Genomic DNA, 26,262 nt, shown 5'->3' with positions numbered 1-26,262 from the left:
TCCGCACGGGCACCTGTATCCATATTATTGATCTTCGGCTTACCGCCTCGCAGCGGCATATAATAAAAAGAAGCTGATCATCATGATGACTACAGCCTGCTTTTAGCTTCAAGTCTTTAACATGTTAATGATATATAAAATGAAATAGAAAGGCAAGACGCGAAAGGAAACAACTTTTTCATCATCTTTTCAATCCGATGATTGCCGGGATGATAGAGAGCGTTTGGAGATGAAGCTGACAATGAATAGAAGCTTCGATATGCGCATCGCACAGAAGCTTCTATCGTTGTTGTAAACACTTGCTGCCGATCATACTGCTACGTTAACCAGCCGCCATTGGGACTTACTACCTGTCCGGTCATATAACCCGATTCGGGCAGCGACAAAAAATAGACCATCGATGCGATCTCATCCGGTTCCGCCATTCGACCGGCAGGAATATCGTCCTCTAGCATCCGAATTTCCTCATGCTGCAAATGAGACAGCATATCGGTACGCACTGCACCCGGAGCGACGGCATTTACGGTCACGCCGGACGGAGCAAGCTCTTTGGCGAGCGCCTTCGTAAATGCATTGACCCCGCCTTTGCTAGCGGAATACAGCACCTCGCATGAAGCGCCGGTCATTCCCCATATGCTCGATACGTTAATGATGCGTCCATAGTGTTGACGGATCATATACGACATAAACGTCTGGCTGCAAAAGAATACCGCTTTAAGATTCGCCGCTATAATATCGTCAAACTCCTGCTCGCTCAAATCTGCCAACATGCCATAATGGGACAGACCGGCATTGTTTACCAGTATGTCCGGCTCCATCCGATGCTGCTCCAGCTTGCTCTGCATGCGGCGAATTTCCTCCACCTCACGCAGATCAGCAGCGACCGTCAGTACACGTACACCACATTCCAGACACGCACGAGCAACTTCATTAGCTTGCTCATGCGAGCTCCGGTAATGGATAATGACATTCATACCCGCTAGCGCGAACCGTTTCGCAATCGCAGCGCCAATGCCACGACTCGCTCCGGTAATCAGTACATTCATCTCCGCAAACGGCTTGCTGCCAGCGGAATATTCCAAATGACTCATGGGCTGACAACGACCGATACAGCGAGTTGTTCCCAATCGATATGCGAGCGCAAGCAGCGATTCACATCATCCAGTGTCAGCGCTTCGTACATACCGAGCACAGCGAAGAAATCGCTATTTTTAAAACGATAACGCATAAACTCATGCGCGATACTTTCCGGCGAATTCAGCGAACGCAAATATCCGCCAATCCGTTTGCCGACCGCACGCTCAAATGCCGCCTGACTAAAGCCCGTTTCCACCAGCGCATCGATTTCTGTTCTCAGACGCTTCACGAGCAGCTCAGGGTCTTTCGTATCGCCGCCGATCATCGAATAAGCATATTGCGCTGTTGCCGAGTAATCATAGCCAAAATCATCGGAGATCAAATCTTCATCGTACAGCTTTTGATACAATGCCGTACTGTTACCGAGCAGCAAATCAAGCATTAGCTTCGTTGTGAGCGTATGACGCTGCAACTGTTCGCCGTCCAGACCGACCTCTTTTTCCTTAAAGCCCATTAGAAACTTCGGCTGTGAGACCGGCAATTTCACCTCATGCCACGGCTCGCCAACAGCGACAGGCTCATCGTCAAAATAACGATCGATGCGCCCTTGTGCCGGAATGCCTTTGGCAGTCTGATTGCGACGCACCTGCTCGATCACCTCGGCTGCATCAACACCGCCCACGACAAACACCATCATATTGGACGGATGATAAAACGTGTTATAACAGGTGTACAGCGTATCTTTGGTGATCGCACTAATCGATTCGATCGTACCGGCGATATCGATCCGCACCGGATGCTTTTGATACATCGCTTCGATCAAGCCGTAATACACACGCCAGTCCGGATTGTCGCTGTACATCTGGATTTCCTGTCCGATAATGCCTTTTTCCTTCTCGACATTGTCCTCGGTAAAATATGGATTTTGCACATAGTTGAGCAACGTATCGAGGTTGGCGCCAATATGCTCGGTCGCCGAAAACAAATACACCGTCTGTTCAAAGCTCGTAAACGCATTAGCCGACGCACCGTTGGCGGAAAATTTGGAAAACACATCTACACCATCCGGTTCTTCAAACATTTTATGTTCCAAAAAGTGGGCAATGCCGTCCGGAACTTGTACTTCCACACCGCCTTCCACCTGAAAATGATTGTCTACCGAGCCGTAGCGTGTAGCAAAGGTGGCATATGTTTTTTGAAAGCCTTCTTTTGGCAATACATAAACTTCCAGCCCGTTATCCAGCTTTTCGTAATACAGCGTTTCTTGCAGACGTTCATAATGTATGCTTTCCATCGCTTATGCCTCCTTTTCACCCGTCAGGAAATAGATCGTATCCAGCTCTAGCAATTGCGCTGCCGCTTGAATTTCAGCTGCTGTTACCGCCTCGATCTGTTTCAGCAGTTCATCGAGCGAACGCTGCTTACCAGAGAAAATGCCGTTAAAATCATAACCGATCATCTGGTACGCCGAATCATTCGATTCCAGCAGATCATTGCGCAGCAGCGCTTTTGTTTGCGCGATCTCGGTTTCGCTAATGTCGCCTGCTTGTAACAGGGCAAGCTGCTCGCGAATAATATCAAGCGCCTTTTGAAAATTTTGCAGCTCGATGCCCGATTGAATCGTCGTCATGCCTTTGTACGGATCAAAACGCGAGCCGACATAATAAGCAAGACTTTCCTTTTCACGCACATTCGTAAACAGCTTGGAATGCGGATAGCCGCCCAATATGCCATTTGCTACCAGCGCTGCTACATAACGATCATCATCGTACATAATCGGATTGCGCAGCCCCATATTCAGCTTGCCCTGACTCACTTCCATCCGCTCGATGACTTGACGCACCTCAGCACCGGCAGGTTTGGCGGTTGCTGGCGTATAACTGGCAACAGCTCCACGTTCCAGACGGAAATGACGTGCGACCAGTCCAAGCACTTCATCCAGCGTCGTATCACCAACGACGTATAGATCAAAACTGCATGTGGACAGCCATTGTTGATACCATTCGTACAAATTGTTAGCATCAAATTCGTTTAACGCATCCAAACGTCCGAGCGGGCTTAAACGATACGGCTCGTCTTTGCACATCTCCTGAATGCAGCGTTCTGCCGCATAACGGATTTTGTCATCGATAATCGATTCTAGACGCTTGCGTACATTTTCACGCTCTGCCTGCACATATTTTTGTCGAAACGATCCATTTTCCAACGCCGGACGGGTTAATGTTTCACCGAGAAAACCGAGACTGCGCGCCAGCAGCGGCTCATCACTGCTTACAAATGCATCGTTGATCGTATCCATGCGCAGTTGCACAAGCTGGTAATCGCCTTTTTTGTACACATCCAGTCCAAAACCTGCTCCATACATATCTTCCAGCGCTTCGCGGAACTGTGTCGTTTCCGGATATGTTTCATTACCTCTGCGTAAAATAAACGGAATTAACGCTGTCGGTGTTACCGTATCCTCTGCCAATGGCACGCCCAAATAGAGGGAGATGGCAAAGGTTTTAAACCGCGTCGTTGGCATAACATGCACGCGGATTCCATGAATTTCGCCGTGTTCAAATGCTATCGTATTCAATATCAAAACCCCTTTTTCAAGACGAATTTTGGTGGCGGATTGCGTTATTATGTCCTATCATTGTAGCGAGGACATACGCGATACATCATAACGTTTATTTTATACTACCCCAATCCCGGTAAGCAAACCAGTCTATTCCATCGATCGTCTTACGTCTATTTTCATAGTCTGAACATAGAGTTGAAGGTAAGTTCAAGCTGCCTTATACCGTTGCAGTGAGGGAGATTCATCGCTTTATTGATAGCGATCATCGTGTTATTCGATTACATGCCAATTACAATGCCGATTTCATTCCGCCTGTATTTTATGTTAGAATCAAGACTCTGGGTTCAATTCAAGCTTGTAGGCAAGCTCATTAGTCTGTTGCAGTACAAGTCCGGTACAACTTATATTAGGACTCGAATGAGCATGTTGATGCGCAAGGCAATCCGCAGTACAGTGGCGGTTTATTGCAATTGGCGTATAGGCATGATGTACACGCATAAGATCATGATGATGACTGAATTGGTATCTCTAGGAAATTGGTGCGAAACTATTGTCTCTGTACCGCGTCTAATGACATAGTATAATTAGACGAATTGTACACTATCCAAATTGATTACAAAGGAGTCCGATGAACGAACATGAAACTAAACAAAAAACCGATGATCATCGCTGCCGTGTCCGCTCTGGCTGTATCCGGAACGATTTTTGCCAACAGTACATACGCTTCTGACGCTACCAAACAGCTTAAAGCGGTGTATGCCAATATTAAAGTGATGTACAACAACAAGCAGGTAACCGTCGACGCCACTCAAGAACCATTTATGATCAATGGTACAACTTATGTACCGTTGCGTGTGCTTGGCGATGCGGTAGGCAAAAAAGTAACATGGAACAATACCGACAAAGCGGTATCGATCGCTGATACGCAAACAGAAGTGCCGCAATCGACGGTAGATGCGTTGAATGCACAAATTCAAAGTTTGCAATTGCAGTTAAATACAGCCAACACGCAAAGCACGTCTAAAGATACAACGATCTCCCAGCTGCAAGCGCAGGTCAGTGACCTGAATTCTCAAATTACGACCCTCAAAAACCAGCTTGCCAACAATGGCAGTTCCAGCAGTGGCAATGTGAGCAGCACGATGACGAAGCTGCAAACCGCACTGAACACCAGCTATGGCGATTACAGAGGCACAGGTGCAGTGATTGAACTGACAGGCACGCAATCTGCTATTCGTGTATCGGTTCGTGTTAACGAAAGTACATGGAACGATACATCCAGTACAAGCCGCAGAACGCTGTTGCAAAATATCGTAGATGACATTCATGATAACACTACATTCAAAACCGCTACGATTAGCGGTACCGTCTACAACAAAAACTCAACTAAGCTGATGGGCTTTACAGTGAACAACAGCAATAGCGTCATTATCAGTTCGAATGTTGATCTCGCTACTGTACAAAAAAACTTGAACAATGATTATGGCACTTATCGCAATATTAAGCTAAGCATTGAGCTTTCCAACGATAACGATGAAGAAATCGTATTCCGCGTCTATGCGAACAAAAGCGATTGGAATTTGCTAACTGACAATCAAGGCACGAGCCTGATGAGCAGTATCGCTGCCGATATCGATGCCGCTTATAGCAATATGGGCAAAAAGATTTACGGCTTTGTATACGACAGCAGCAACCGTTCCAGCATTTTGAAGCGTTATAACTAATTATTCGTTGTCAATAAGCCATGCCACCGTGCTGGATTCCATCTATACGCTAAACGTATACAACACCCTCGTAGCTTTATTTGTAAAGTCTACGAGGGTGTTGTTTGTTTATTGGTTTTATATTGCTGTTTGCTGTTGCTGTTCCATGATTGCTATTGTATGTTTGATCATTTGTGTTTGTTATTTGGTAGATAAAAAAAGAAAGATCATCAGCAACAGCTAACGATCGTTGACAGCATCATATGCAAACATAAATTGCGAGCATGCTGCTATATAACAGACAATGAGCTACCGCACAGCTCAAACACCGATTACAAATGCCTATGTTCTATTGTCTCTACATAGACGAATAAACATAAGTTTGCCTGCCCAAATAAACAACATCGTCTGTTTACGTGCCGCTTTAGCTGCCTGTACCGATCTGATGATATTGTTCAGGCGATACAAGCACTTCGCGCGGCTTGCTGCCTTCGTATGGGCCGACGATACCGTGCGCTTCCAATGAATCGATCAGGCGTGCCGCCCGGGTATAACCGACCCGCATTCGGCGTTGTAGCAGCGATACAGAAGCTTGTTTAGCTTCAACGACAATTTGCACCGCCTGATCAAACAGTTCATCTTTTTGTTCCTCGATCGTTGTGACAGCATCATCGATCTCTGGCACGATATCTTCGTTATACTGTGCTTCTCCTTGATCACGGCAGTAATTAACGATCGCTTCCACTTCCTGATCCGACATAAATGCGCCTTGCACACGTACCGGCTTTGAAGCACCAACCGGCATAAACAGCATATCACCACGTCCAAGCAACTTCTCGGCTCCGCCCATATCGAGAATCGTCCGCGAGTCAATCTGTGACGATACGCCAAAGGCGATTCGTGACGGAATATTTGCCTTGATCACACCGGTAATAACATCGACCGATGGACGCTGGGTTGCGATAATCAAATGAATACCTGCTGCCCGTGCCATCTGGGCAAGACGGGCAATCGCGTCTTCCACATCACCGGCTGCCACCATCATCAAATCGGCAAGCTCATCGACAATGACGACAATATACGGCAATACGGCAGCCGGATTATCTTTAACGAGATTGTTGTACCCTTCCATATTGCGTGTGCCTGATTTGGAAAATAGATCGTAACGTTTTTCCATTTCGACGACGATTTTTTTCAGTGCTAGTGAAGCACGACGCGGATCGGTCACAACCGGTGCGAGCAAATGCGGAATACCGTTGTAAATATTCAATTCGACCATCTTCGGATCGACCATGAGAAACTTAACTTCATCCGGTTTAGCTTTGTACAAAATGCTCGTAATAATGCCGTTAATACAGACCGATTTACCGGAACCGGTCGCTCCGGCAACGAGCAGATGGGGCATTTTTGCCAGATTGCCGATAATCGTCTGCCCGGCAATATCGCGTCCAAATGCAATTGACAGACGCGCTTCAGACTCGTGGAACACTTGCGTTTCCATCACTTCACGCATCGTCACCATCGCCACTTCATTGTTAGGTACTTCAATCCCGATCGCGGATTTGCCTGGGATGGGCGCTTCCATCCGTATATCTTTGGCTGCTAGCGCTAGTGCGATATCATCGGTCAAGCCAACAATCCGGCTTACTTTCACCCCAACATCCGGCTGAATTTCATAGCGTGTTACAGCAGGCCCGCGCACAACTTCCAGCACTTTTGCGCGCACGCCAAAGCTTTCCAGCGTCGTTTCCAGCTTGCGGGCAATTTGCATATAATCGTTCTGATCAGCCGCATTGCTGTTTACCTGCGGCTTTGCTAACAAGCTAAATGGCGGCAAACGATACGGCTTCGGTGGAGGCGGTGTTTCCGCTATCAGTGCATCGGTAGCTGCTGTACCGGGCTGTGCTGTCGATATAGCAGACGCAGCAACAGCAGTTGCATCTACGTTATCTATCATGCCAGATACGCGCTCAGCGTCTTGCTGTACGACTCCATCCTGTTGTGCCGAAGCGATATCGATGCCCGATACCGGCTGCCGAGCCTCTAATTCTAACACCGTATTATGAGCTACACTTCCGTTCGTTGCCTCGACAAATGTTATATCACTAGCCGATTGCCCTGCTGTTTCGGTAACATCATCGCTATGAACCGATTGCTCCGAACGAATTTGTTCAAAAAAGTCACGAATAATCGGTGTCCGGTCGGTATCAAGCACACTAGTCGCTATTGCCGTTGCACTTCCTGTGCCAGCTGTTATACCCGCTTCACCAGCGGCTGGTGAAACGGCTCCAACAGGCACATTATCAAACAAATCGTTATGAATATCGCTGTGAGCGGGATCGGTTACAGCAGACTGTTTAGTATCAAAACCCACTTCATATCGTTCCCCCGCTATTGCTGCTGTCTCATCCCATTCGGACTTGCGTGACGTTCTGCTACGCGTGCTTCGTATGCGCTCAGTCGCTTCAGCAGACAAAGCGTCCTCGGCAGCGATATCGTCCACTTCCAATTGTGCGCCTCTTTCCCGGCGCAGCCAAGCGAGCAGACCTTGACTACGTGTAGACGCGTCATCTTCTTCGTGTAGCGATTCCGCCTCGTGCAATGCCGCTTCCGCTTCGGCAGCCTGTTGTTCCAGCTCACGCTCCTGGCGCCGTTCAGCGATCGCTTCGCGGGAAGCTAGCCACTGCTGACGCGTAGCGGTGCCGATTCGTGCTATGATAGCACGTCCGTGCTCCATCAGCTGCACAAGCGACATACGGGTAATGAGCATAAGGCTAATGACGAGCATAACCGCCGTCACCAGCTTCGTTACGGTCACACCGAACAACATGAGTAACAGCCACATTTGTACTGCACCTACATACCCGCCTGCCGCCTGTCTTGCCGGTAGCGCTTCAAGCTGTGACTCCGGTACGTTGATCAAAATGCTCATTAACGTAAATGCGCATACAAGTAGCACTAATCCGCTCGTACGACTAGTCCAACCGTTCGCCCAGCGCTGGCGCAACATCGTCATCAAACCGATATAAATACCGGCAAGCGGCAATACAAAATATACTTTGCCCAAAATAAACGAACTTATGTAATACAAAAATTGCCCGACCGCCGCCTGTCGTGACAGAGCAATAACCGACAACGTAATCAACAAAATGCCGTAAATTTCAGATTTTAGCAAGCCAAGCGCAGGGGCATTCGCTTTGCGTTTACGTGTTGATGTGCCTGCATTCGTTGATGATGTTTTTCGTTTCGGTTGCGCTGGCTTCCGCGCAGCAGATGGCGAGGGCTTCCGGGTCGTTTTGGCTGGTGTACGCTTTTTCTCGGTTGCTTTCGGTTTAGCCATCTGTTACCACCTCCGATGTGTTATTATAGCATATTTGCTCACATTTGCGTTCGCCTTTTCAAGCCATAATGCGAACAGTAAACAATGCTACATCAAAACAAAACCCCTGTTCCCCGCATGGGACCGTCCAATATACCATGCGGAAAATCAGGGGCGACTGGTTGCCCTTACCTATTATTCAAAAAGCATAGTTTGACCGTATCGGTCATATGCTTACACTTCCATAATGATTGGCAAAATCATCGGTCTGCGGCGTGTTTGCTCATACAGGAAACGGCCAAGCGCGTCTTTAACGCTTGTTTTCAGGGAAGCCCACTCGTTTACGTTTTCGCTCATCAGGCGCTGCAATGTGCTAGTCACGATGCGGTTCGCTTCGTCCAGCAGTCCTTCCGATTCACGAACATACACAAATCCGCGTGAGATAATGTCGGGTCCGGATACGATCTGACCATTTTGCTTGCTCAGCGTCACCACAACGACCATAATACCGTCTTGCGACAGCAGCTTACGATCGCGCAGTACGATATTACCAACATCACCTACACCCAAACCATCGATCAGCACGTTACCGGAAGTGACTTTGCCGGCTTTGCGTGCGGAACCGTTATGAATTTCAACGGTATCCCCGATATCGACGATAAAGATGTTGTCTGGATCAACGCCGGTAGCTTCACCGAGCATCGCATGTCTGCGCTGCATCCGGTATTCACCGTGGATCGGGATAAAAAATTTCGGTTTCATTAGGTTGAGCATCAGCTTCAGTTCTTCCTGTGAACCGTGACCAGATACGTGAACACCAGGGTTTGCGCCACTATAATATACGTTAGCACCAAGACGGAACAGTTCATCGATCGTACGACCGATATATTTTTCATTACCAGGTACCGGTGTTGCTGCGATAATAACGCTATCGCCCGGCAAAATATCAACTTTACGATGCGTAGAGCGTGCCATCCGTGTCAATGCAGACATCGGCTCGCCCTGGCTACCAGTCGACAAAATAACGACACGATCGGCTGCCATTTTGTTCACTTCTTCCGGCTCGATCAGCATGCCATCCGGAATGTCCAAATAACCGAGATCACTGGCAATGCCTACGACATTAACCATACTGCGTCCGATAACCGTTATTTTGCGTCCGGTTGCTGCCGCAGCATTAACGACCTGCTGAATCCGGTGTACGTTGGAAGCAAACGTTGCCACAACGACGCGCTGTGGAGACTTGCGGAAAATATCTTCCAGCACGATTCCAACCGTTTTCTCGGAAGGTGTATAGCCTGGACGATCCGCGTTCGTACTGTCTGATAACAGAGCGAGTACGCCTTTGGCACCGATTTCAGCCATACGTTGCAAATTGGCAAATTCATTGTTGACCGGTGTATGATCAAACTTAAAGTCACCCGTATGCACAACGTTTCCTTCCGGGGTAGCCAGGCAGACACCTACAGAATCCGGAATACTGTGATTGGTACGGAAAAATGTAGCAGTGATGGTGTTGCCAAGCTTCACTTCGGAATCCTCATGAATGAGAATACGTTTCGTTTCGCCAAGCAGATTTGCTTCTTTGAGCTTATTTTCAACGAGTCCCATCGTCAGGCGTGTGCCATAGACAGGTACATTAAGATGTTTTAACACATACGGCAAGCCGCCAATATGGTCTTCATGACCGTGTGTTAACAAAATGCCGCGCACTTTATCACGGTTTTCAGTCAAATAGGAAATATCCGGAATGACCATATCAATTCCCAGCATATCTTCTTCCGGGAATTTCAAGCCTGAATCGACTACGACAATGTCATTTGCATACTGAATGACATACATATTTTTACCAATTTCACCGACGCCGCCCAGCGCAAAGATCGTCAGTTTTTCGTTATTTGTGTTTTTCTTGGACAATGGAATCTATACCTCCTATAATTGTTGGACGTCGTTTTCATATTTATAAACAAAATCGCCTGGTTTTCTTTTACATAGACAATCACTAATCAAACAAATCGCATATGTTGGCTATAACAATACAAACCGGCAATTGCCAGTTCAAGTATGCAAGAAACCAGCATCCGAATGTTTCAACTTCTTGCATGATTTGCCGATGTCACGAACCTCTGCCTGACAAAGAATTCTACCAGCAAATACATATTACTTTTTTATACCGCACCCAGTCACTTAAGAATATTATACATGATTAAAAAACAAAAACACAAGTCATGTTTGAAACCTCGTCTTGCACGCTAGTAAAACCTTTTCATATTAAGCTAATAGGGGGTTGCAAATCCTTAATCACCCCTTCCATACTATCGCTTTAACGATCGTTTTATACGCAAAAATGCACCCCTCCATGCCCATTACCCCGCCTGCCGGCGTTTGAATGTGCATAAAAGAGTGCATTGTATGCAAACGAAGTTATATAATTATGCCGCTGTGCTGCATTGCTACGGTACAGTGTGCATATCTACTGGAAAGCAGCAGTTGCTCACTAACCGACTTTTACAACAAAGCTTGAATAAATTGACGCTGTGCTTCAGATGGGCCGATCAGCGGCAAACGTACATCGCCATTACCGTATCCGCGTGTACACAGTGCATATTTGACAGCCGATGGATTGGGCAACGGGTCAGGGCAAGCAAATAGCCCTTTGAACAATGGCAACAATTGCTGATTAATGCGCGCGGCTTGTGTCACATCTCCATTGACATACGAGTGGATCATATCGTGCATTTTTTGACCGACGACATGACTGGCGACGCTAATAATGCCGTGCGCACCGACTGTAATCGCCGCAAAACCAGTCGCATCTTCACCGGAATAAATGCGGAATCCTTCCGGCGCACCAGCAGCAATCTCGGTTACTTGATCGATCGACGCGCATTCTTTGGTCGCTACAATATTGCTAATCTGTGCCAGCTGCAATGTCGTCTCAGAAGACAGACAAGTTACAGTACGTCCAGGCACATTGTACAAAATGACCGGCAGCTCGGTCGCTGCGGCAATCGCTTTGAAATGCTGATACAGACCTGCCTGATTCGGCTTGTTGTAATACGGTACGACGAGCAGCAGCCCGTCCACCCCCAGCTTGGATGCCTCGCGGGTCAGGTGGATCGAGTGCTTCGTATTGTTGCTGCCTGTGCCGGCGATAATTTTACATCGTCCGGCTGCATGTTTGACCGCAAAACGGAACATGTCGAGCTTTTCTTCATCCGTTAGTGTCGGTGATTCACCAGTCGTACCACAGATGACGAGCGATTCAGACTTTTGTTCTTCGATTAAATAATCAATTAAACGGGCTGTTACATCCCAGTCGATCTCATCTTGATCGTTAAAAGGTGTGACCATCGCCGTAATCAGTCTTCCGAAGTCTACCAATGTTGTTCCTCCTTCAATACGGGATGCTTCCCGCAGAACTTGGTCAGATTATAGGTGCAGTTCAAACTGGTTATGCAGCGCGCGAACCGCCGCCACCATATCTTCTTTCTTGACAAGCACCCAGATGGTCGTATTGGAGTCTGCCGACTGAAGGATGGTGATTCCCTGTCCGGTCAAAGCGGCAACGATGCGTGCCATAATGCCTGGCACACCGTTAATTCCACCACCGACAACCGAAACTTTAGCACAACCGTTCAAGCTGGTCGGTTGCAGTCCCATCGATTGCAGCAGTGCAGTTGCACGCTCTGCTTCACTATCCAATACGGTATATACCGCGCCATGCGGGGTTACGTTAATAAAATCGACACTGATGCGGTTATCCGCCATCGCTTCAAACACTTGCAGCGACAGATTAGTAATGCCTTCCTGCTCGGTCACGGTAATTTGCGTTACATTGTTCATATAAGTAATCCCGGTGACAAAACGATCCACAACGCCACCTGGCGAATCGACAAATTGATCCGGACGGGTAACAAGCGTACCTTCCGTCTCGGCAAAAGTGGAACGAACACGTACCGGCACCTGTGCTTGCATCGCAATCTCAACCGCGCGCGGATGAATCACTTTGGCACCTTGGTGCGCCATATTGCAAATCTCGTTATAGCTGACAAAAGCAAGCGGCTTAGCATCCTCGACGATACGTGGATCAGCTGTCAAAATGCCTTCAACATCAGTATAAATATCGACCATATTCGCATGCAACGCCGCGCCAAGAGCCGTTGCGGATGTATCGCTACCACCGCGTCCAAGCGTCGTCAAATCACCTTGTTCGGTCTGACCTTGGAAACCGGTTACGATTACAACTTTGCCTGCTTCCAATTCACGCAAAACACGCTCCGGACGAATCGTCAAAATGCGTGCATTGCCAAAATTATCATCGGTAATAAAACCTGCCTGTGCACCGGTTAAAGCAACAGATGGGATGCCTTCACGAACGAGCATGCCGCTCAGATTAACCGCTGAAATGATCTCTCCACAGCCCATAAGCAGATCGCGCTCACGTGCGGACGGAACACTGCCATTTTGGGCGGTGCTGTCCAGCAATGTATCGGTAGCGTAAGGATCGCCTTTGCGACCCATTGCGGATACCACAACAACGAGCTTGACCTGCCGGGCAAGCTCGCGTTTAATATGCCGCAGCACATGCTCACGCGCTTCTGGCGTCGAGAGCGATGTACCGCCAAATTTTTGTACAAGTATGTTGGTTGTTTTTTGCAATAAGGTCGTCATGACCACACGCCTCCGTTAGCTATTAACTGCTGTTTTTGCGGCGATGATCTCAGCGATTTGAACAGCGTTCCATGCTGCACCTTTGAGCAGATTATCCGATACGATCCACATGTTAAATGCACGCGGATTGTCCAGATCGCGGCGCAAACGACCGACAAATACGTCGTTTTGACCGGCTGCTTCCGTTGCCAGCGGGTAAGCTTGGTTGGATGGATCATCCACCAGTGTAATACCCGGCGCATGTTGCAGAAGCTGTTTCACTTCGTCCAGATCAGCGTCCTGTTTGAGTTCCACATATACCGACTCCGAATGTCCGTATACGACCGGGATTCGTACGCATGTTGTAGTGACTTTGATGGAGTCATCTTCCATGATTTTTTTCGTTTCCCGTACCATTTTCATTTCTTCCAATGTATAGCCGTTATCCTGAAATTTATCGATTTGAGGAATCGCATTGAAGGCGATCTGATGCTTCACCGGCAGTGCACCAACCGGCAAAATGTCCGGTTGTACGTCTTCACCTGACAATACAGCCTGGCTTTGACGTTTCAATTCTTCAATTGCCTGATTACCAGCACCGGATACCGCTTGGTACGTCGACGCGATAATACGATCGATGCCATAGCGATCTTGCAGAGGCTTCAGTGCAGCAACCATCTGGATCGTAGAGCAGTTTGGATTGGCGATAATGCCTTTGTGATCAGCAATACGATGCGCATTCACTTCCGGTACGATCAGCGGTGTATCCGGGTCCATCCGGTAAGCATTCGTATTATCGATACATACAGCGCCATGACGAACCGCATGCGGAGCAAGCGCCTTACTAATATCACCACCTGCGCTAAACAGGGCAATGTCCACACCGGCAAAGCTATCCGGCGTCGCTTCTTCCACGGTAACTTCCGAACCTTTAAACAGAACCTTCTTGCCAGCCGAACGCGCCGATGACAGAAGCTTCAGCGTTTTCACCGGGAAATCGCGCTCCTCCAGCAATCTTACAATCTGTTGACCTACTGCTCCTGTCGCTCCCACGACAGCCACATTAAAGAATTGATTGGACATCCAGCATCTTCTCCCCTTCGATTTTGCAGGGTGCGCATCATGCACAAACGGCGGCCCCATTCAGACCACCGCAACCCTCCCACCGGTCAGAGCGACCGGAAATGAATTTCAGTATCCTGCAATAATTGTAGAAATGATATCATTCCCTGTTATTTCTTTCAACTGTTTTGCAGAAAAGTTTTAATGCGGTAATATCAAGCAATGATACTTTAGTTCGTTTGCACCGCCGCTAACAGCTGTTTATCCGACATCATCCATGCCAAACGAAAGCTGGATCACGCTGCCATTCAGCTTTGATGTCACCGCTTATTTGGTGCCGGTATGACCGAAACCGCCCGCTCCGCGCACCGTCTCGGACAGCTCGCTTACTTGCACAAGCTCCGTATCCGGCACAAGCTGGAATACCATCTGGGCAATCCGTTCACCACGGGCGATCGCAAATGCTTCCTGACCGAGATTGATTAGTAGCACTTTGAGCTCGCCGCGATAATCGGCATCGATCGTGCCCGGTGTGTTCAAACATGTAATGCCATGTTTAAACGCCAGACCACTGCGTGGACGAATTTGCGCTTCTAACCCGGCAGGCATCGCCAGCGCCAACCCGGTCGGCACAAGCGCACGCTCGCCCGGTTGCAGTACGAGCGGCGCTTCGACCGCAGCATACAGATCGTAGCCTGATGCTTGCTCGGACATTTTGCGTGGCAGTTCCAATCCTTCGTGATTAGGTAAAGTTTGAATTTCGACCGTAATACTAGTAGTGGACAAGTTCATCTCTCCTTACATTTGCAATGCTTTTATCGGACGTACCGACCATCGCCAGCGCATACGGCTCGGCAAACATATCGTCAATGACGGAGCGGATATCGTCCATGCTCACCTGCTCGATATAATCGATCGTCTCATCGACCGTATCGTGCTGACGCAGCATAATTTCATTTTTGCCCAGACGGTTCATCAAGCTGCTTGTGCTTTCCAAACTTAAGATTAGACTGCCTTTCAGCTGCTGCTTGCCTTGCTCCAATTCGTGCTCGGTCAGCCCATTTTGTTTCAGATCATGCAGCAAATTATGCGTCAGTTCGAATACATCTTTCGTCTGTTTTGGCGTTGTGCCTGCATAAATCGTGAACAATCCGCTGTCCGCATGAGCGGTATAATACGAGTAGACCGAATAGGCAAGTCCGCGCTTTTCGCGAATTTCCTGAAACAGGCGTGAGCTCATCCCGCCGCCGAGTGCATTGTTGAGCAGTACCATCGCATAATATCGTGGATCATCTATTTTACCACCTGGGAAGTTCAGGCAGATATGATTTTGCTCCGTTTTTTTCTTATGGAATACAAGTTCGCCTTTAAATTCGGGTGCGATCAGTTGTTGTTCCGCGCCGTGTACATCGAAGCCGCCAAAATATTTTTCCAGCAATGGCACAAGCCGCTCATCGATATTGCCAGCGACGCTAATGACTGTATTTTCAACCGTATACCGGTCTTTCATAAATAGACGCAACTGATCCGGTCCCATCGGTTCAAGACGCTCGGCTGTACCGAGAATCGGATACGCTAGCGGATGATTGCCATATGACGCGACCGTAGCTAAGTCATGCACCAGATCGTCGGGATCGTCTTCATACATAGCGATTTCTTCCAAAATGACATTTTTCTCGCGCCCTAATTCTTCCGGATCAAGCAGCGAGTTGAAAAACATATCCGACAAAATATCGAGCGCAATCTCCAAATGCTCGTCCAGCACTTTAGCATAAAAGCATGTATATTCCTTGCTCGTAAATGCATTCACATTCCCGCCGATGCCATCGAAGATTTCAGCGATCTTTTTCGCGTCAAAACGCTGTGTGCCTTTGAATAACATATGCTCTATAAAATGCGAAATTCCGTTTGTCACTAAATTTTCGTTACGGGAACCGGTTTTGATCCAGATTCCAAATGTGACAGAACGGAAGGTCGGCATTTTTTCCATAACGATTCGCAAACCGTTATTTAATTGTATCCGTTCCATGGATGGGCCTCCTAATCGATAAATGCATTCCTATCCTAACAGAATATGCAACCGTGCTCAAGCATGATTGCGGTTTGACACGGTTTTGTCGGATGGAGTCGGTTCGTGATGCTTTATTGATGCTCTATTTTAGTAGATTACTCTTGTATTTTATATAGAAAGAAAGTGTTATGAACTGCAAAAACTTGTTTTTATAATACAAATAATTTGGGTCGTTCTGGATGTTAATTATTTGTATTAATAGGTTTATTTAAAAAAAAGATGTTGGATTAGCTAATGCCCCGACACGCTCAGTGTGCGTACATGCCCTAACTTCCAAGCAGCTAAAAATGAAAAAAGAGACAGAATAAATCTGACTCTTTTGCTCATATTGTTATAAAGTTAAGGATGTTAGGCACGGAGACAGCTATAGTTCAAGCCGTCGCCCAACCTAGCGATCCGGTATGACTATCTTCACCGCTCTGCCTTATGGCACAAGCTGGTTTACGATTTGGCTTGTTCTGCAGCGTCAGCTGTAAGCAGCACTTTGCGGGACAAGTTTACACGGCCTTGACCATCGATCTCGGTCACTTTAACGGTGATCATATCACCGATTGCGACTACATCTTCCACTTTTGCCACACGTTCGTTGGAGAGCTGGGAAATGTGTACGAGACCATCTTTGCCAGGGATCAGTTCAACGAATGCGCCGAATTTCTCGATTCGTTTTACTTTACCGAGATACGTTTCGCCAACGAGCACTTCACGTACGAGGTCTTCGATCATTTTTTGCGCTTTTTGAATCATTTCTTCATCCGAAGAACCGATAAATACGCGACCATCTTGCTCGATATCGATTTTGACGCCGGTTTCATCGATGATTTTGTTGATGATTTTGCCGCCAGGACCGATAACGTCGCGGATTTTGTCTGGATTGATGTTGATGATGACGATTTTAGGTGCATATTTGGACAGGCTTGTTCTTGGTTTGTCCAAAAGTTCATTCATTTTACCCAAGATGTGCAGACGGCCTTCGCGTGCTTGTGACAACGCTTCGGACAAAATCTGACGATCGATACCGTTGATTTTAATATCCATCTGGATTGCCGTTACGCCTTCAGCTGTACCAGCTACTTTGAAGTCCATATCGCCCAGATGATCTTCCATCCCTTGAATATCGCTCAAAATCGATACATGCTCACCGTCTTTGATCAGACCCATTGCAATCCCTGCTACAGGTGCTTTGATCGGAACGCCAGCGTCCATCATCGCCAGTATGCTTGCGCAAATACTTGCTTGCGACGTCGAACCATTCGATTCAATCACTTCGGATACGACGCGAATCGTGTATGGGAATTCTTTTTCCGAAGGAATAACTTTGGACATTGCCCGCTCACCGAGCGCACCGTGACCGATTTCGCGACGACCTGGAGGACGCAGCGGACGAGCTTCACCAACACTGAATGGCGGGAAGTTATAATGGTGCATAAAGCGTTTCGATTCTTCTGGTGCGATACCGTCGAGAATCTGTACATCACCGAGTGCGCCTAATGTACAAATGCTCAGTACTTGTGTTTGACCACGGGTAAACAGACCGGAACCGTGTGTACGTGGCAGCAGATTCGCATCACATTCGATCGGACGAATCTCCTCCAGCTTACGTCCGTCTGGACGCACTTTATCATGGGTGATCAGACGACGCACTTCTTCTTTGACAATATCGTGCAGCACTTCTTTGACATCATCCATCAAGTCAGGTGTTTCAGCATATTGCTCTGCAAAATGAGCAACCGCATCGTTGTTCACGACGTCAATCGCTTCCTGACGAGCTTGTTTCTCAGCAATTTTCAATGCATCGACTAGACGTGCTTCGGCAAATGCACGCACCGCTGTGTTCACATCGGCATCGACTGTATGCAGTTTCACTGCCATCTTCGGCTTGCCTGCTAACGCAGTCAGTTCCTCGATCGTAGCGATAATATTTTGAATTTCGGAATGACCGAACATAATAGCTTCCAGCATAATTTCTTCCGGCAGCTCATTCGCTTCCGCTTCCACCATCATAATCGCATCGCGTGTACCGGCAACAACGAGGTACATTTCACTCACTTCTTGTTGCGCAACGGTCGGGTTAATGACAAATTCGCCATCTACACGGCCTACAGCTACGCCACCGATTGGACCGTCAAACGGAACATCGGAAATGCTCAGTGCAGCGGAAGTACCGATCATCGCAGCGATTTGCGGTTCGCAATCCTGCTCTACGCTCATCACATAGTTGGCTACCTGTACATCGTTCCGGAAACCTTCCGGAAACAGTGGACGGATCGGACGGTCAGTCAGACGGCTTGCCAAAATCGCCTTTTCGCTCGGTCTGCCTTCACGCTTAATAAATCCACCGGGAATTTTACCTACGGCATACAGCTTTTCTTCATAGTTTACGGTAAGTGGGAAAAAGTCCAAATCTTTCGGTTCGGAAGATGCGGTTACGGTACAAAGCACCGCAGTGTCACCGTATCGTACCATTACTGCTGCATTCGCCTGTTTAGCCAGACGGCCAGTTTCCAGTACGAGAGTTCTGCCTCCGAGCTGCATTTCAACGCGCTGTTCCATGAAATTCCTCCTTTTTAGGTCATCCTACTATTCTATAATCAGCTTCCAATTCCCTGCCGAAAATGAAAAGCGAAAAATATGTGTACTTACAAAAAGCAACCCGGCCGCCGCCGTTGGCTCCGAAAAGACCATACGGCTGAACAACCAGGCTGCTTTGGAATTGCATTTTAGTTTTAGCGACGCAGACCGAGTCTTTCGATCAGCGCACCGTAACGGCTAACATCGGTTTTCTTGAGGTAAGCGAGAAGCTTACGACGTTGACCTACCATTTTGAGCAGACCACGACGGGAATGATGATCCTTTTTGTGGCTGCGGAAATGATCCTGCAGGTTCACGATGTTTTCAGTCAGGATAGCGATTTGTACCTCTGGAGACCCTGTATCGGACTCGTGAGTTCTGTACTCCTCGATCAGTTGATGCTTGCGTTCTTGAGTAAGTGCCATCCTATTCACCTCCTTAATAGTTTCATTAAAATAACCGTTAGCCTCGTTACCGGCGGTGAAACTCGTGTAACCAAGCTAAGGTTGCATTGCCGATCCTACGAAACAGCAACGTTGATCAGTATAGCACAGCTAAATGTCAAATAGCAATGCCATTATAAAAGAATTTGCCGTGCCGCTTCGGCATCACGCGTAATCTGTGCCACCAGTTCATCGATCGAGCCAAATTTCCGCTCTGCTCTAATGTAGTCGATCAACTCCACCGCTAGCTGCTGACCGTACAGATCACCTTGAAAGTCCAGTATATGTGCTTCAAAGCTCGGTCGGGTCTCACCGGTCTGGAATGTCGGTTTAAAGCCGATATTCATCACACCGGCGCGCCAGACGCCTGCTGCGAGCACACGGACGGCATATACGCCTGGACGTGGCACGACATAACGTTCGTTCAGTTCCAGATTGGCGGTCGGGAAGCCGATCGTGCGTCCGCGTTTGTCACCGTCGATGACGGTACCGCGAATTTGATACGGTCTGCCGAGCAGCTCTGCCGCATGCGCCACAGCGCCTTCACGTAGCGCTGCACGAATCGCTGAACTGCTGACCTTTTTGTCCCCTTGCCTAAAAGCGGGAACCGTCTCCACCAACAGTGTATCGCGCCCAAGCTGACGGAGCAATTCCGGCGTACCTGCACCGCGATGTCCAAAATGAAAGTCAAAGCCGACGACCACTGTATGTACATGCAGTGGCACTAACATCTGTTCATAAAATTGCTCCGGTGTAACCGCTGCAAAAGCATGATTAAATTCCGCCACATACAGCGTGTCGACGCCCATTCCGCGCAAAATTTCTTCCTTGATCGAAAGCGGCGTCAAATAGCCTTCATAATCTCCCTTGCCTAACACTTCCTTCGGATTCGGATCAAAGGTCATTACCGCTGCGGCAATGCCAAGACGCCGTGCCAGACGAATGCCATAATCGATCACACTAGTATGACCGAGATGAACGCCGTCAAATTGCCCGATGACCATCACCTGCGGGTTTGCCTCGCTTTGTATGCCGTTTTCCAGCCAAGGATAAGCCAATCTTACGATGTTCACTGTGATATCACCCGCATTTCTACAAATGGATTCATACATGGCAGTCCGCACGCTTTGACAATGTGCAGACTGTTGCCGTCGCTGCCTATACATGTACATTAGCTCAATTGCCTGCATTTCACTATGATTACGGCAAAAACACCTTTACAGGCACGATCCGTTCGCTCTGTTCGTCATGACGGAAAATCCCGATAAACTCACCTTCAGGTGCGTACAGTTTCAAAAGCTTCTCTGCATCGGCTGTAGCCTGTTCAGCACGCTCTGGAGCAGTGGTAGATGCAGACAGCGTATCCGCTGTTATAGCGTCCCTGGAAGCGATGTATGGACGAATACACTTGCTATCGATAGATTTGCCTTGCAGCGTATGTTTGTACACTGCGGCATCGACGGTAAAAGAAGGCATATTCGACATCGCTTGATCTGCTGGAAGCAGATGTGCTTCCAGCTCGCCCTGTTCGACTAGTTGCTCGATTTGCTCAAATGTCAGGCATTGTTGCAGACGGATACCTGCCGATTCAGTACGCACGAGTTGTACCATCGTCGATGGCACGCCTAGCGCACGCCCGATATCGACGCACAATGTACGGATATACGTTCCTTTGGAGCAGAGCACCCGAAATGTCACTTCCGGATGATCGCCAGGCTTCCAGCCACTCATTTCCAGCTCATGAATCGTCACTTCACGCGCTTTGCGCTCTACTGTTTTGCCTTCACGCGCTAGCTCATACAGACGTTTACCATCTACTTTGACTGCCGAATACATCGGCGGCACTTGTGAGATCGTTCCGGTCATCGTGCGTAGTACCATTTCCACCTGCTCACGTGCAATGTCGGCGCGCTCGATCTGCTCGGTCACCTCGCCAGTCAAATCCTCGGTATCGGTCGCAATGCCAAAACGCAGCACAGCGACATATTCCTTCGGCATTTCTTGTAAATATTCCACGATGCGTGTGGAGCGACCTAAACAAAGCGGCAGCACACCAGTAACCGCCGGATCAAGCGTACCGGTATGCCCAATCCGCTTCATCCGCACGATGCGCCGGATTTTGGCAACTACATCGTGGGAAGTGAAGCCTGCTGGCTTATGTACCGCCAGCACACCGTCAAATTCGTTCATAAAAGCTCCTTTATATACGACACGACTTGTTGTTTTACCTCTGCCAGACTGCCTTCCAGACGACAGCCTGCCGCTTTGATATGTCCGCCGCCACCAAAATGCTGGGCAACGGCGGCAACATCAATGCGTCCTGCAGAACGAAGGCTTGCTTTGACCGCATTGTCGTCGATCACTTTGAAAAAGATACCGACCTCCACGCCTTGAATATTGCGCGGATAATTAACAATGCCTTCCAGGTCTTCATTTTCCGCTGCGGTTTGAATCATATGCTCGGGTGTGACGTATACATGGGCGATTTTGCCTGCGGCTTCCAGCTCTAGCGTGGACAATGCGAGCGCCAGCACTTTCACTTGCGGCAATGTTACTTCTTCCAGCAGCGTTTCCGCCAGCTCAGGCCCGTTCACGCCCAGTTCCAGCAAACGTGAGGAAATTTCCATCACCTTTGGCGATGTGCTTGAATAACGGAACCCGCCTGTATCGGTTAATAGACCGGTATAGATCGCTTCCGCCGCTGCACACGTCCAGTTCACGTCAAACCGATTGATCCAGTCATACAACACTTCCGCAGTCGCTGCTGCATCGTCTTTCACCACATTTACCGCACCATAGCGGTCATTGGTTGGATGATGATCGATATTCAAAATCGCTGCCGTTTCGGACATCCAGTCTTTGACGAGACCGACACGTTTGAAATCCGCACAGTCGACACAGATTACGTATTCATATTGACGCTTGCCGCCATCTTCCACCATATTAATAATGTCGCCGGATAGCGTAAGATAGCTCATCCGCTTCGGAATGGGGCCTTCGTTTACGAGTGTAAATTGCTTGCCGAGACAAGACAGCAGCCAGCCCACGGCTACCGTGGAACTGACTGCGTCTCCGTCCGGCTGAATATGCGAAACCACCAGAAAATTATCATGCTCCTCTATAAATGCTTTTGCATCCAGAAGCGCCTGTTCATAGGTCTGCATTGCCGTCTCCTTTAAGGCTTACTCGTTTTTGTCGGAATCTTCACGATGAATCTGGTTAATCAGTTGATCGATCCGGTTGCCGTAAGCAATCGATTCGTCAATCTTGAACAACAGTTCAGGCGTATGACGCAATCGGATGCGCTTGCCGAGCTCGGAGCGCAAAAATCCGCTTGCTTTTTCAATCCCTTTGAGTGAACCTGTTTTTTGTTCTTCATCACCTAGCACGCTCAAGTATACCTCAGCTTGTGACAGGTCATTTGTTACATCCACACCGGTAACGGTCACGAAACCGATACGTGGGTCTTTAAGTTCATTTTGGATGAGCAAGCTCAGCTCTTTTTTGATCTGTTCGCCTACCCGTCCGGTTCTGATCTTAGCCATTGTTTTTCACCTCGTTATTTGCGCTCTACAGCTTCCATAATGAAGGCTTCGATGATGTCGTTTTCCTTCATATCATTGTAGCCAACTAGCGTGATACCGCACTCATAGCCTTGCGCCACTTCTTTGGCATCATCTTTGAAGCGTTTGAGGGAATCGATCTTGCCTTCAAAAATAACGATACCTTCACGGATCAGACGCGCTTCAGCAGAGCGTGTGATTTTGCCGGATGTTACCATACAGCCTGCGATTGTACCTACACGGCTAATTTTGAACGTGTTACGGACTTCAGCATGTCCAATAACAACTTCCTTGTATTCCGGATCAAGCATCCCTTTCATCGCCTGCTCGATTTCCTCGATCGCGTTGTAAATGACGCGGTGCAGACGGATGTCTACTTGCTCCTGCTCAGAAGTTTGTTTTGCCTGTACATCCGGACGAACGTTAAAGCCGATGACGATCGCATTGGAAGCAGCTGCCAAAATAATATCGGATTCGTTAATCGCACCTACGCCGCGATGGATAATTTTGACGCGGACGCCTTCCACCTCGATCTTTTCAAGCGAGCCTTTCAACGCTTCAACAGAACCTTGTACGTCACCTTTAATAATAACGTTCAAGTCTTTGATCTCGCCGTCTTTGATGTGCTGGAACAGATCGTCCAGCGTTACGCGGGTATTGGCACCCAGCTCGGATTGACGATGTGTAATTGCACGTCTGTCGGCAATTGCACGAGCTTTACGCTCATCTTCAAACACGAGGAACGGATCGCCTGCTTGCGGAACTTCGGTCAGACCGGTAATTTCCACCGGTGTCGAAGGTCCAGCTTCTTTGAGGCGGCGTCCTTTATCATTGACCATCGCACGAATACGTCCGAAGCAGTTACCGGCAACAAATGCGTCACCGACTTTGAGCGTACCATGCTGCACGAGAATACGAGCGACAGGACCACGACCTTTGTCCAGCTCCGCCTCGATTACCGTACCACGAGCGCGTTTGTCCGGATTCGCTTTGTAGTCGTTCACTTCAGCGACGAGCAGAATCATTTCCAGCAAGTCTTCGAGACCGATACGTTGTTTAGCGGATACGTTAACGAAGATCGTATCGCCGCCCCATTCTTCCGGTACGAGTTCATACTCGGTCAGCTCTTGTTTGACTTTATCCGGATTTGCACCCGGTTTGTCGATTTTGTTAACAGCGACGATAATCGGCAAACCTGCCGCTTTCGCGTGGTTGATCGCCTCGACCGTTTGTGGCATTACACCATCGTCCGCTGCTACAACGATAATTGTCATATCGGTTACTTGTGCACCGCGCGCACGCATAGCGGTAAACGCTTCGTGACCCGGTGTATCAAGGAACGTAATTTTCTTTTTGTTAATTTCGATCTGGTATGCACCGATATGCTGGGTAATACCGCCTGCTTCGCCGCCGGTTACGTTAGTCGAGCGAATCGCATCCAGCAATGTCGTTTTACCGTGGTCAACGTGACCCATGATCGTAACGACTGGTGGACGTGTTTGCAGATCGGCTTCATCATCGGTTTCTTCAACCGTTTCAAAACGATCTTCTTCGACCGGAATTTTGATTTCCACTTCTACACCGTAATCATCAGCGATCAGTTGGATCGTATCCAGATCAAGCTCCTGGTTGATCGTCGCCATCACACCGCTACTAATTAGCTTTTTGATCACTTCGGAAGCATCTTTGTGCAGCAATTTGGCGGTTTCACCAACCGTCATCTCACCGCGCACGATGATCTTTTTCGGTGTGTTGTCAATTTTCTCGCGTGGAGGCTGATTGTTGTTAAAGTTTCTGCCACCGCGACCTTTGCCGCCGCCACGACTGTTACGATTACCGCCACCGCCACGGTTGTTATCAAAGCGGTTACTACCGCCGTTACTACCGCGATTGTTACTATTGCCGCGATTACCGCCACCGCCGCTATTGCCACCACGGTTGCTATTGTTACCGCCGCTGCCCGTACCGCCACGACTGCTGTTCGTACCGCCGCTGCGGTTGCCGCCGGAGGAATCTCCACCTTGGGATGTTCTCACCGAGCCGGAAGGCTGGCGATTTGGAGTCGAACCGCTTTGTGGACGTGATGCAGTGCTTGGCTGACGGTTTCCACCTTGCGAATTGGAGCTTTGCGAACGGTTGCCGCCCTGTGAACCGGAACTTTGTGAATTGCTGCGGTTACCTTGCGAAGTGGAACCTTGTCCACTACGGTTACCATTTTGACCTGCCGACGAGTTAGAGCGGTTGCTAGAACCGCTTTGGGACCTGTTATTCCCGTTGTTTGAGTTGTTCTGAGTTTTTATATCCATACCTACCTGCTTTTCCTGTCTATTTTTTTCCTGCGTCGATTCCGCAGTCTTGCCTATGCCGTCCTGTTTGTCAGCGGCATTTGATTTAATATGGTTAAAAAATTGTTCCACTTTGGCGATTGCGCCATCTTCCATAACACTCATATGATTGTTGACCGGCACATTCAGTTTTTGCAAGATCGTAATGATTTCCTTGCTACTCATATTGAGAGATTTGGCATATTCGTAAACTCTACGTTTATCCTTCTGCTCCTGTGTACTCAATATATTCCACCTCCGACGAATCCCCTATTCGTTTCCGGAGAAGCCCTGCGAACCCTTGATCGGTCAGCGCAATAATGACGCGACCTTCCTTTCCAATGCTGGTGCCCAGCTGATCACGGTCGTAACCGATCAGCAGCGGAATGGCATAACTGCTACACTTATCGCGGAATTTCTTCTGCGTATTGGCGGAAGCATCACCAGCCAAAATGACGAGCGCAGCTTCGCGGGAACGGATCGCTTTTAGCACCAATTCGTCCCCGGACAATACTTTTCCGGCACGCATGGCAAGTCCGAGTAGGGATAGTTCGTTATTCATTAGCGTCTCTCTCCTGCACTGAACTTATTGGTTGCTTCACACTGCCCAGTTCACCGGCAAGCCGTGTATAAATGTCCGGGCTTACCGACACTTTGAGCGCGCGATCAAACGCGCGGCTCTTTTGTGCGAGCTGGAAACATGCCTGTGTTGCACATACATAAGCTCCCCGGCCCGATTTTTTACCGGTCAAATCAATCTCAACGTTCTCATCCGGCGTACGCACGATTCGAACCAGGCTTTTTTTCGGCATCATTTGCTGGCAAGCGACACATTTGCGCAGCGGTATCTTTTTCGTCTTCATTTGATAACCAACCCCTTTCAAACGTATGGAACTTCGGCAACACTATTCATCCG

Annotated in this window: 20 protein-coding genes; 1 reads left to right on the top strand and 19 read right to left on the bottom strand. The window is 48.5% G+C overall.

Features of this window, described 5'->3' with window-relative positions; genetic code table 11:
* Window positions 1-317: 317 nt before the first annotated feature.
* From ymfI to yfmF, 3 genes are read right to left on the bottom strand one after another with little or no spacing between them, the layout of a single operon-like run.
* Window positions 318-1,091 carry an elongation factor P 5-aminopentanone reductase gene (gene ymfI, locus U1I11_RS04030; RefSeq protein ID WP_322904010.1) on the bottom strand — a complete coding sequence of 258 codons (774 nt, stop codon included), beginning with the start codon at window positions 1,089-1,091 and terminating at the stop codon, window positions 318-320.
* On the bottom strand, window positions 1,088-2,371 hold the full coding sequence (gene yfmH / locus U1I11_RS04025) for an EF-P 5-aminopentanol modification-associated protein YfmH (protein ID WP_322904008.1): 1,284 nt from the start codon (window positions 2,369-2,371) through the stop codon (window positions 1,088-1,090). The genes ymfI and yfmH overlap by 4 nt, the downstream gene beginning before the upstream one ends.
* A gap of 3 nt (window positions 2,372-2,374) precedes the next feature.
* Window positions 2,375-3,655, bottom strand: a complete 1,281-nt coding sequence (gene yfmF / locus U1I11_RS04020; RefSeq protein WP_416235582.1) for an EF-P 5-aminopentanol modification-associated protein YfmF — start codon at window positions 3,653-3,655, stop codon at window positions 2,375-2,377.
* Between the two features lie 623 nt (window positions 3,656-4,278).
* On the opposite strand from yfmF, the gene U1I11_RS04015 reads away from it, so the two are divergent.
* Window positions 4,279-5,364 (top strand): stalk domain-containing protein, encoded by a 1,086-nt coding sequence (locus U1I11_RS04015; RefSeq protein ID WP_322904006.1) that lies wholly within the window; start codon window positions 4,279-4,281, stop codon window positions 5,362-5,364.
* Between the two features lie 403 nt (window positions 5,365-5,767).
* On the opposite strand, the gene U1I11_RS04010 is transcribed toward U1I11_RS04015, so the two are convergent.
* The 16 genes from U1I11_RS04010 to rnpM form a co-directional block, all read right to left on the bottom strand.
* Window positions 5,768-8,683 (bottom strand): FtsK/SpoIIIE family DNA translocase, encoded by a 2,916-nt coding sequence (locus U1I11_RS04010; protein WP_322904004.1) that lies wholly within the window; start codon window positions 8,681-8,683, stop codon window positions 5,768-5,770.
* Between the two features lie 213 nt (window positions 8,684-8,896).
* Window positions 8,897-10,579 carry a ribonuclease J gene (locus tag U1I11_RS04005; protein ID WP_322904003.1) on the bottom strand — a complete coding sequence of 561 codons (1,683 nt, stop codon included), beginning with the start codon at window positions 10,577-10,579 and terminating at the stop codon, window positions 8,897-8,899.
* A 591-nt stretch (window positions 10,580-11,170) separates the two neighbouring features.
* Complete coding sequence (dapA, locus tag U1I11_RS04000; RefSeq protein ID WP_322904002.1) at window positions 11,171-12,046, bottom strand: 4-hydroxy-tetrahydrodipicolinate synthase; 876 nt, start codon at window positions 12,044-12,046, stop codon at window positions 11,171-11,173.
* 48 nt (window positions 12,047-12,094) lie between these two features.
* Complete coding sequence (gene dapG, locus U1I11_RS03995) at window positions 12,095-13,336, bottom strand: aspartate kinase (protein WP_322904000.1); 1,242 nt, start codon at window positions 13,334-13,336, stop codon at window positions 12,095-12,097.
* Between the two features lie 15 nt (window positions 13,337-13,351).
* Window positions 13,352-14,398, bottom strand: a complete 1,047-nt coding sequence (locus U1I11_RS03990) for an aspartate-semialdehyde dehydrogenase (RefSeq protein WP_322903998.1) — start codon at window positions 14,396-14,398, stop codon at window positions 13,352-13,354.
* A 306-nt stretch (window positions 14,399-14,704) separates the two neighbouring features.
* Window positions 14,705-15,163, bottom strand: a complete 459-nt coding sequence (gene dut / locus U1I11_RS03985) for a dUTP diphosphatase (protein WP_322903997.1) — start codon at window positions 15,161-15,163, stop codon at window positions 14,705-14,707.
* Window positions 15,150-16,406, bottom strand: a complete 1,257-nt coding sequence (locus tag U1I11_RS03980; protein WP_322903995.1) for a M16 family metallopeptidase — start codon at window positions 16,404-16,406, stop codon at window positions 15,150-15,152. The genes dut and U1I11_RS03980 overlap by 14 nt, the downstream gene beginning before the upstream one ends.
* A gap of 483 nt (window positions 16,407-16,889) precedes the next feature.
* The gene (pnp, locus tag U1I11_RS03975) at window positions 16,890-18,998 is read right to left on the bottom strand and encodes a polyribonucleotide nucleotidyltransferase (protein ID WP_322903993.1); all 2,109 of its coding nucleotides are present in this window, start codon (window positions 18,996-18,998) and stop codon (window positions 16,890-16,892) included.
* Between the two features lie 173 nt (window positions 18,999-19,171).
* A complete protein-coding gene (rpsO, locus tag U1I11_RS03970) occupies window positions 19,172-19,441 on the bottom strand; it encodes a 30S ribosomal protein S15 (RefSeq protein WP_322903991.1) in 270 nt (89 codons plus the stop codon).
* Between the two features lie 152 nt (window positions 19,442-19,593).
* On the bottom strand, window positions 19,594-20,532 hold the full coding sequence (locus U1I11_RS03965; protein WP_322903990.1) for a bifunctional riboflavin kinase/FAD synthetase: 939 nt from the start codon (window positions 20,530-20,532) through the stop codon (window positions 19,594-19,596).
* A gap of 127 nt (window positions 20,533-20,659) precedes the next feature.
* A complete protein-coding gene (truB, locus tag U1I11_RS03960) occupies window positions 20,660-21,649 on the bottom strand; it encodes a tRNA pseudouridine(55) synthase TruB (RefSeq protein ID WP_322903989.1) in 990 nt (329 codons plus the stop codon).
* Window positions 21,646-22,623: a DHH family phosphoesterase gene (locus tag U1I11_RS03955; RefSeq protein ID WP_322903988.1), complete on the bottom strand. Its 978-nt coding sequence runs from the start codon at window positions 22,621-22,623 to the stop codon at window positions 21,646-21,648. The genes truB and U1I11_RS03955 overlap by 4 nt, the downstream gene beginning before the upstream one ends.
* 18 nt (window positions 22,624-22,641) lie before the next feature.
* Window positions 22,642-23,004 carry a 30S ribosome-binding factor RbfA gene (gene rbfA / locus U1I11_RS03950; RefSeq protein ID WP_322903987.1) on the bottom strand — a complete coding sequence of 121 codons (363 nt, stop codon included), beginning with the start codon at window positions 23,002-23,004 and terminating at the stop codon, window positions 22,642-22,644.
* Window positions 23,005-23,018: 14 nt separating this feature from the next.
* Window positions 23,019-25,592, bottom strand: a complete 2,574-nt coding sequence (gene infB, locus U1I11_RS03945; RefSeq protein WP_322903986.1) for a translation initiation factor IF-2 — start codon at window positions 25,590-25,592, stop codon at window positions 23,019-23,021.
* Window positions 25,567-25,908 carry a YlxQ family RNA-binding protein gene (locus tag U1I11_RS03940; protein WP_322903983.1) on the bottom strand — a complete coding sequence of 114 codons (342 nt, stop codon included), beginning with the start codon at window positions 25,906-25,908 and terminating at the stop codon, window positions 25,567-25,569. The genes infB and U1I11_RS03940 overlap by 26 nt, the downstream gene beginning before the upstream one ends.
* Window positions 25,901-26,209 carry an RNase P modulator RnpM gene (rnpM, locus tag U1I11_RS03935; protein ID WP_322903982.1) on the bottom strand — a complete coding sequence of 103 codons (309 nt, stop codon included), beginning with the start codon at window positions 26,207-26,209 and terminating at the stop codon, window positions 25,901-25,903. Before rnpM ends, U1I11_RS03940 begins: the two co-directional genes overlap by 8 nt.
* Window positions 26,210-26,262: the final 53 nt, after the last annotated feature.

It is taken from the genome of Paenibacillus campi (assembly GCF_034659835.1).
Classification (GTDB): Bacteria; Bacillota; Bacilli; order Paenibacillales; family Paenibacillaceae; genus Saccharibacillus; species Saccharibacillus campi.
Note: the sequence above shows the minus strand (reverse complement) of the source record. Positions and strands in the feature narration are given on the sequence as shown.

What these genes read in the sequence shown, in the direction of transcription:
- U1I11_RS03980 (WP_322903995.1), bottom strand. Translation starts at nt 16,406, where the DNA reads ATGGAACGGATACAATTAAATAACGGTTTGCGAATCGTTATGGAAAAA.
- pnp (WP_322903993.1), bottom strand. Translation starts at nt 18,998, where the DNA reads ATGGAACAGCGCGTTGAAATGCAGCTCGGAGGCAGAACTCTCGTACTG.
- U1I11_RS04015 (WP_322904006.1), top strand. Translation starts at nt 4,279, where the DNA reads ATGAAACTAAACAAAAAACCGATGATCATCGCTGCCGTGTCCGCTCTG.
- dapG (WP_322904000.1), bottom strand. Translation starts at nt 13,336, where the DNA reads ATGACGACCTTATTGCAAAAAACAACCAACATACTTGTACAAAAATTT.
- ymfI (WP_322904010.1), bottom strand. Translation starts at nt 1,091, where the DNA reads ATGAGTCATTTGGAATATTCCGCTGGCAGCAAGCCGTTTGCGGAGATG.
- U1I11_RS04010 (WP_322904004.1), bottom strand. Translation starts at nt 8,683, where the DNA reads ATGGCTAAACCGAAAGCAACCGAGAAAAAGCGTACACCAGCCAAAACG.
- yfmH (WP_322904008.1), bottom strand. Translation starts at nt 2,371, where the DNA reads ATGGAAAGCATACATTATGAACGTCTGCAAGAAACGCTGTATTACGAA.
- U1I11_RS03990 (WP_322903998.1), bottom strand. Translation starts at nt 14,398, where the DNA reads ATGTCCAATCAATTCTTTAATGTGGCTGTCGTGGGAGCGACAGGAGCA.
- truB (WP_322903989.1), bottom strand. Translation starts at nt 21,649, where the DNA reads ATGAACGAATTTGACGGTGTGCTGGCGGTACATAAGCCAGCAGGCTTC.
- rpsO (WP_322903991.1), bottom strand. Translation starts at nt 19,441, where the DNA reads ATGGCACTTACTCAAGAACGCAAGCATCAACTGATCGAGGAGTACAGA.
- U1I11_RS03955 (WP_322903988.1), bottom strand. Translation starts at nt 22,623, where the DNA reads ATGCAGACCTATGAACAGGCGCTTCTGGATGCAAAAGCATTTATAGAG.
- U1I11_RS03940 (WP_322903983.1), bottom strand. Translation starts at nt 25,908, where the DNA reads ATGAATAACGAACTATCCCTACTCGGACTTGCCATGCGTGCCGGAAAA.
- rnpM (WP_322903982.1), bottom strand. Translation starts at nt 26,209, where the DNA reads ATGAAGACGAAAAAGATACCGCTGCGCAAATGTGTCGCTTGCCAGCAA.
- rbfA (WP_322903987.1), bottom strand. Translation starts at nt 23,004, where the DNA reads ATGGCTAAGATCAGAACCGGACGGGTAGGCGAACAGATCAAAAAAGAG.